The sequence below is a fragment of the Terriglobales bacterium genome, assembly GCA_035543055.1.
Lineage (GTDB): Bacteria > Acidobacteriota > Terriglobia > Terriglobales > Acidobacteriaceae > JAIQFD01.
Genome location: DATKKJ010000143.1, coordinates 1 through 6,645 on the forward strand (window position 1 = coordinate 1; position 6,645 = coordinate 6,645).

Annotated in this window: 6 protein-coding genes; 1 reads left to right on the forward strand and 5 read right to left on the reverse strand. The window is 64.4% G+C overall.

From position 1 onward, the window contains the following. The coding region (locus tag VMS96_09890; GenBank protein ID HVP43734.1) for a hypothetical protein at nucleotides 1-181 on the forward strand (181 nt) is incomplete at its 5' end. Between the two features lie 106 nt (nucleotides 182-287). Here the strand turns inward: VMS96_09890 and VMS96_09895 are convergent. The 5 genes from VMS96_09895 to acpS form a co-directional block, all read right to left on the reverse strand. Continuing rightward, nucleotides 288-449: a hypothetical protein gene (locus VMS96_09895; GenBank protein ID HVP43735.1), complete on the reverse strand. Its 162-nt coding sequence runs from the start codon at nucleotides 447-449 to the stop codon at nucleotides 288-290. A 10-nt stretch (nucleotides 450-459) separates the two neighbouring features. Then, the gene (locus VMS96_09900; protein ID HVP43736.1) at nucleotides 460-2,505 is read right to left on the reverse strand and encodes a M13 family metallopeptidase; all 2,046 of its coding nucleotides are present in this window, start codon (nucleotides 2,503-2,505) and stop codon (nucleotides 460-462) included. A gap of 120 nt (nucleotides 2,506-2,625) precedes the next feature. Then, the gene (locus VMS96_09905) at nucleotides 2,626-3,696 is read right to left on the reverse strand and encodes an MlaD family protein (GenBank protein ID HVP43737.1); all 1,071 of its coding nucleotides are present in this window, start codon (nucleotides 3,694-3,696) and stop codon (nucleotides 2,626-2,628) included. Nucleotides 3,697-3,796: 100 nt separating this feature from the next. Further along, nucleotides 3,797-6,295: a hypothetical protein gene (locus VMS96_09910; GenBank protein HVP43738.1), complete on the reverse strand. Its 2,499-nt coding sequence runs from the start codon at nucleotides 6,293-6,295 to the stop codon at nucleotides 3,797-3,799. 63 nt (nucleotides 6,296-6,358) lie between these two features. Then, nucleotides 6,359-6,645, reverse strand: a 287-nt coding sequence (gene acpS / locus VMS96_09915; protein ID HVP43739.1) for a holo-ACP synthase, incomplete at its 5' end; no start/stop codon positions are given.

The following is a 6,645-nucleotide window of genomic DNA, read 5'->3' on the forward strand; positions in this document are numbered from 1 at the left end:
GACCGTGGGGCAGTACCTGCGACCCTCGAAAAACCACCTGCCCATCGCGCGGTTCTACTCTCCGGAGGAGTTCCAGATGCTGAAGGAAGAAGCCATGAAGATGGGCTTCCGGCACGTGGAATCGGGGCCGCTGGTGCGCTCCAGCTATCACGCGCACGAGCAGTCGCAGGCGGCGGTGTAGCGAAGGGAAAAAGCAGGTCCTTCGACTCGTGCCGCGACGCGCCCAACCCAGGGCGCGAAGAAAAACCATCGCGGCACTCGCTCAGGATGACAATCCCATTTGTCACTCACCCGCGGCGGCCGTGGGAGTCCTTGTGAGTATGCTCGCGGGCGTGCTGGCGCAGGATGTGGTAGGTCGTGTCCTCGATGCGGCTGAGCACGTCGTGCCCGCGCGGGCTCTTACGGCGGTCCTTGTGCCGGTCCCGGTGCTTCTTCCTGCGGTCCCGCATACGACAGATGCTACCAGACCCGGCAGGCATTCTGCCGCACCATGGGTTGACCAGCCTTGCACCCGAACGCTTTCTGGAATTGGGGCATGTTCTGCACCACGCCGTTGACGCGGAAGCGCCCCGGGGAATGGGGGTCCACCTTCACCAGCATGCGGGCGTATTCCGGGCGGACATTCTGGCACCAGACCTGGCCGTAGCCGATGAAGAAGCGCTGCGGCGCGGTATAGCCATCGATCTTGGGTGGCTCTTTCACTCCCAGCAGATCCATCAGCGCCATGTAAGCCAGCAGCGCCCCGCCGTTGTCGGCAGTGTTCTCGCCCAGGGTGAGCTTGCCGTTGAGGTGCTCGCCTTCGATGGGGCTGAAGGAGCCGTACTCATCCACGATGCACGAGGCCCGCTGCTCGAAAGCCTTGGCGTCCTCCGGGGTCCACCAGTCGTTGAGGTTGCCGTTGCCGTCGAACTTGCGGCCCTGGTCGTCGAAGCCGTGGGTGAGTTCATGCCCGACCACCAGCCCCATGGCGCCCATGTTCACGGCATCGTCGATGTTGTTGTCGTAAAAGGGTGGTTGCAAGATGCCGGCGGGGAAGTTGATGTCGTTATGCTGCGAGCTGTAGTAGGCATTGACCGTGGGCGGCGACATGCCCCATTCCTTCTTGTCCACGGGCTGGCCGATCTTGTTCAAGTCGCGGCGGGATTCGAAGATGCGGCCGCGCTCGATGTTGCCCACGAAGTCTCCGCGCTTGACGTCGTATTTGGAGTAATCGCGCCATTGGTCGGGATAACCGATCTTGTTGGTGATGTCGTGGAGCTTCTCGAAGGCGCGCTTCTTGGTGGCTTCGGTCATCCAGTCCAGGCCCTCGAGGTCCTTGCTCATGACACGCTCGATGGCCTCGACCATCTTGAGGGTGCGGGCCTTGCCCTCGGCGCCGAAGGTGCGGTCCACGTAGGGCTGGCCGAGGGCCTCGCCCAGGTCGCGGTCGGTGTAATCCACGCAGCGCTTCCAGCGGGGCAGGATCTTCTCGGTCCCGCGCAGGGTCTTGCCGTTGAAGTCGAAGTCCTCGTCAACGAAGGGCGTGGAGAGGTACTTGGCCATCTGATTGACCAGCTTCCAGCGCAGATAGGTGCGCCAAGACTCCATGGCTTCGGACTGCAATAACCCTCCTACCGCTTTCAGGAAGTCGGGATTCCCCACGTTCATACGCTCGAAGCGGGGAGCATCGAGGCCAGTCAAGTAAGTCTGCCAGTCAAAACCCGGAGCCAGGGCGGTCATCTGCTCGCGGCTCATGGGATGCCAGCGGTTGTTGGGATCGCGGCGAGCGGTGCGGTCGAGCGAGGCCTTGGCCAGAGCGGTCTCCAGAGCGAGGACGCTTTTTGCCCCGGCGGCAGCCGCATCGGGCTTGTCGCCGACCATCTCCAGCATCTTCTGGACGTGGGCGACGTACTTGTCGCGGATGTCCTTCGACTTCGGGTCTTCCTTGAGGTAGTAATCCCGGTCGGGGAGGGAGAGGCCGGCCTGGTCTACGGCGGCGATCTGCTGGCGGGCGTCCTTGTAATCGATGGTCGAGCCGAAGCCGAAGAGGGCATTGTTGTCGATGAGGTGAAGATGGACGAGCTCGGTGGCGATGTCCTTCTTGTCCTTCATGGCGGCGATGCGCTTGAGCTCGGCTTCGATGGGCCTGGCACCGGCCGCGTCGGCGGATCTTTCATCCATGCAGGAAGAGTAGTAATCGCCGATCTTCTGGCTCACGGCGCTGCGCTTGGGATCGGGCTTGGCGGCCTCCTCCAGGATCTGGCGCAGGATCTCCTGGTTGCGGTCGTGGAGCACGGAGAAATTGCCCCAAGAGGGATACTCGGGCGGGATGGGGTGGAGTTTCATCCAGTTGCCGCAGGCATACTGGTAGAAATCGACGCAAGGGTCGGCGGCCTTGTCGATGGCGTCGAGATCGAAGGAGTGCGCCTTGGTGGCGGCCGGCGGGGGAGCGGACTCCCTGGGGGCCTGGGTGAAGGCGAAAGTCGCCAGAAAGAGGAGTACGGCGAGAACCTTGCAAGAGCGCATGGCACAGCCTCGAATCTGCGTGAATGCGAACCGAGAAGTCTAATCATCTGGACGGGTGGGGGCAAGCGGGGTGAGCGCCCACCGACGCCAAAAGCGGGCCTGGGTGGGGCCCCCCGCGGATCAGAACATCTTGAAGCGGATGGTCAGGTATTTCTTCGGGTTCTCGCGGATGGCCTGCACCAGCTTGCGGGTCTCCAGCAGCATCTGGTCGGCGTTGGTGTAGAGCGAGGGGTCGTGGAACAGCTTGCCCACGGTGCCCTCGCCGGCGTCCATGCGGGCGAGCAGCGAATTCAGCTTGGTGACGGTGTCATCAAGCTTGCGGGCGAACTCCTCGTCGTGGGTGAACTTGCCCAGGGCGCCCTTGCCGGCATTGACGTCGGCCATCAGCTGGTTGGCCTTGGCGATGGTGGAGTGGGCCTCGTTGTACAGGGAGGGGTCCTTGATCAACTTGCCGATCGTGCCCTTGCCAGTGTTGATCTCGTCCACCATGCGGTCGACCTTGGTGATGGAGGCGTTGAGTTTGTCGTAAAGCTCCTGGTCGTTGATCAGCTTGCCGATGCTGCCCTTGCCGGAGCTGATCTGGTTGACGACGCGCTGCACCTCGGACAGGGTCTCGCTGAGCCGGTTGTAGAGCTCAGGATCGTTGATGGCCTTGCCCACCGAACCCCGGCCGCTCTCAATCGTGCTCAAGATGCGGTCCAGGCGCTTGACCAGCACATCGATGTTCTGCAACGTGCCCTGGCTGGCGCGCACCATGTCCTGGATGTCGGGACGGGTCTGGGTGGGGAGTTCGTCGTGGTTCTCCGCCGGAGAGAGTTTGGCGTTCTTGCTGCTGATGTCCACGAAGGTCTCGCCGAGGACGCCGGCGGTGGCCAGCACGGCCTGCGAGTCTTTGAGCACCTGTTTCTTGTACTTGGCGCTGATCTTGAGGACGACCTCGACCGGGGTCAGCTTGCGGTCCACCACGCGGATGGCGGTCACGTTGCCGATGTCCACGCCCTCCAGGCGCACGGGGGCGCCGACCCGCAGTCCTTCGGCGTTCTCGAAGTAGGTGCGCAGCCGGATCTTGGAGGTGAAGAAGCCGACTTCGCCCGTCATGAGGAAGATGAGGACCGCCAGGATGACGGTGGCAACGATGACGGTGACACCTACCCGGAGCTGAGACCAACGGACCTGTTGTTGACTTGGCACGCCTTCCTGGTGACTCCTCCCGGCTAACAGAATCTTGTGGGAACAGCTCGGACGGTGTTGACCGTAGAGCGCCGCATGATAACAGAACGGCTGGCGCGCGTCAGTAACTCCGTGCGGCGCTCCAGGAAGCGGTGAAAAGTCCCGCCAGCAGATAGGCGACGGCACCGCCGATCAAGGTGGCGGCCAGGCCGAAATGGATGGCGACCACCATGGCGAGCACCGATCCGAGGACGCTGGAGGCGGCGTTCATGGCCCAGGCCCATTCGATGGAGCTTCCGTCGAGGGCGGCCGGGGTCGGCCGCCCTGCGGTGGACCCCGCCAGGGCGCGGAGGCCGGTAGGGAACGGCATCCCCATGGCCAGGCCGAGGGGCACGATCAGAAGGGCGCTGAGTAGGAGCTTGAGGCCGAAGTCCTGACCGACCAGCGCGGTCAGCAGCCGCGGCAGCAGATAGAGATAGCTGAGGATTCCGGCGACGATCAGAGCGACGACGGTGCGGACATTCTTGGGGCGAGCCAGCCAGCGGCGGGAAAGCACGCTGCCCGCGCCACTGGAAAGCAGCATGAGGAACACCACGACGGTCAACGCGTAGGTGGGGTGGCCAAGGAAGAGGACGAAGCGCTGAATGAGCGTGATCTCGACCAGGATGTAGCCCAGGCCGATGGCAACGAAGTACAGCAGCGGAAAGAACCCTGCGCGGCGGGCACGGGAATAAAGGGCCAAGGGCAGAATGAGGAATGAGAGCACAGCGACGGTGGCAATCACCAGCAGCATGCCCAACACGACGATGCCGAGGTTGTTCTTCCAGTCCATGCCGGCGCCGGAGCCCTTGAGCACGCTCTCCAGCGCTTGTCCGGTCTTGAAGGTGAAAAAGAAGAAGGGCGCGTTATCCCCGACGGGAGCGACGTTGTAGGAGTACTGTCCGGCGAATGCCGAAGGGTCATTCTGCAGAATCAGCTTGCTGAACTCCACGGTGGCAGGAGCGTCATCGGGCAGGATCGAAGTGGGCGACTCGGGGACATAGAGCGGCCGCAGTTCCGGCGCGGCCTCCAGGTGTTCGCGGATGGCGGCGATCTCGTCCGCGGTGAAAGGAGACTTCTTCACCAGCACGGCGACCGGGCGGCCGTCGGTGTCGAGCCGGCCGTCGGAGACGATCACGAAGTGCTGCCCCGGATCCGCAACACCCAGGCGGTGGAGCGCTGCCATCGCCTGGGCCACCACCCGCAGCGCCTCGCGTGGCTTGGCGAACTCCCAGCGGGTGATCGCGATGAAGCCGTCGGGCTTCAGGTGGTCGAAGTACTCGCGGAAAGCTTCCAGCGTGTAGAGATTGTTCTCGCTGAGGGCGAAGGCGCCGGCGGCGGTGGAGGCCCAGGTGTCCACCAGGGTCATCTGGATGACGTCGTACTTATCGTGGCTGGCGCGGATCCAGGAGCGGCCGTCGGCGACGTGCAAGTGCACTTGCGGCAGTTCGTAGAGATGGTAGGAGTAATCCGCGTAGTGGCCGCGCATGACGTCGGTGGCGATGAGCGGGTTGATCTCGATGGCGGTGACGCTGGGGCTGCCGTTGGCCACGGCGCGCAGCACGTCCACCCCGCCGCCGGGGCCGATGATGGCGAAATCGCCATGCGGCCGGAGCACGTTGGCGATGGCCGGCGCCGCCGACATCAGGTCCTTCTTCCAGTTGTAGCCCTCGCCGCTGTCGTTCGGGTCTTCATCGCGGTCGCGCCCGCCGACGTGGTCGGCGCCCTGCGCCGTGGCCTGGGTCTCGGCCCAGCGCCTGGGGTCCACGTTCATGATGGCGGTGGAGGCGTCGGCGTCGATGACGATGTATTTCGACTCGCCGACCTGGTCCACCTCGACGCGGGAGATGGCGTTCCAGCGTGCCCACAGCATCCAGGGCCGGTCGCGGCGCTGGCCCTTGGCGTACACGATGTCGATCAGGCGGCCGCGGTAGTTGGCGGCGATCAGCAAGCCGAGGATGACCGTGAGGGCGACGCCGACACGCCGGGCCCGCTGCGTGTCGGACCAGACGAGCGCCGCCACCGCCATCATCAGCGCAGCGAAGAGGATGGCGTTGGGGCCGCCGATCCAGGTCAGCAGCGGCACTACCAGCAGGCACGAAGCCGCGCCGCCACACAGGTCGGCGCCGTAGAGCCGGGTCACCAACGCGGTCTGGCGCGCGAAGACCACCGAGAAAAGCAGCCCGGTGAGGAAGAACGGCACCGCGGCGGCGATATAGAGCACGGTCAGGCGGAGGAAGTTGGCTTTGCTGAGATCGAGGGCGACAGGAACGTGCAGCACGATCTCGAGCACCAGAACAACGAGTACAGAGTTCAGAGCACAGAGTACAGAGCCAAGAGAACGTGTGCTCCAACGCGATAGGCGGTCGCGGGCGACGAAGGCGAAGACGCCACCGGCGCCCAGGCCGAGCAGCGCGATGGAGATGGCCAGAAAGGCGAAGTGGTAGAAGAGGACCACCGAGAACAGCCGGGTAAGCGAGAGTTCGAGCAACAGACTGGCCAGGCTGACCAGGCCGACGCCGGCCAGCAGGCGTCCGGAGGCGTGCGTCGCCGCTTCGGCGTTGATCGGGGACAGCAACACGGATTCGCTCATGAGTCGCGGTGGAGAGACGCCCTGACGGGCGTCTCTACCGAAAAGTTTGGGTCAGTCCTCAAGGATTACCTGGGCAGTGGCGATCTCGGCGGTATGGGAGAGGGAAAGCGACACGCGCTTCATCCCCAGGGCGACGGCGTGCGCGGCGGCGGCGCCGGAGAAGGTGATGGTGGGGCGGCCTCCGGGCTCGCGCCGGACCTCCACCTCGGTCCAGGACACCCCTTTCTTCCAGCCGGTGCCGATGGCCTTGAGCGCCGCTTCCTTGGCGGCGAAGCGCGCCGCGAACCTTTCGGCGGCATTGCGCTTCGATCGGCAATACTTGATCTCGCCGGCGGTGA

Excerpts from the sequence above, each read along its gene's own strand:
- VMS96_09895 (HVP43735.1), bottom strand. The coding sequence starts at position 449 with ATGCGGGACCGCAGGAAGAAGCACCGGGACCGGCACAAGGACCGCCGT.
- VMS96_09900 (HVP43736.1), bottom strand. The coding sequence starts at position 2,505 with ATGCGCTCTTGCAAGGTTCTCGCCGTACTCCTCTTTCTGGCGACTTTC.